Here is a 423-nt window from a genome sequence, read left to right on the forward strand (position 1 = left end):
AAGGAAAGTTTTTCTATAAAAGCTGTTACCAACTAGGCCCGGATAACGTTGAATACGGCAAGGTTCATTACGGCGGTCAGCGAGAAACAATGCTGGTTGAATTGAATGGTACAGGTTGTCAGGCTGCTATACCCGGTTGGGAAAACCGATTGTATGAGTTTTTAAGTAAGTGCATACGTCCAAAAATTACCCGTGTTGATGTGGCCCATGATTTTTTTAACGGCGAATACACGCCCGATCAAGCATTACTTGATCATGATAACGGTCATTTTGATGTTCATAACATGAGGCCAAAAAGTGAATGCCGCGGTACTGCATGGCGCAATGATGATGGTAGCGGCAAAACCTTTTATGTAGGTAAACGCGGAAATTCTAAATTTACACGTGTCTATGAGAAAGGAAAACAATTTGGCGATGTCAACA

At 42.1% G+C, this 423-nt stretch carries 1 protein-coding gene; it reads left to right on the top strand.

All coding sequences use genetic code 11. The features are described 5' to 3' along the window. The coding region (locus tag HMPREF2865_RS05735; protein ID WP_210399353.1) for a replication initiation factor domain-containing protein at positions 1–423 on the top strand (423 nt) is incomplete at both ends.

It is taken from the genome of Neisseria sp. HMSC073G10 (assembly GCF_001812605.1).
Classification (GTDB): domain Bacteria; phylum Pseudomonadota; class Gammaproteobacteria; order Burkholderiales; family Neisseriaceae; genus Neisseria; species Neisseria subflava_A.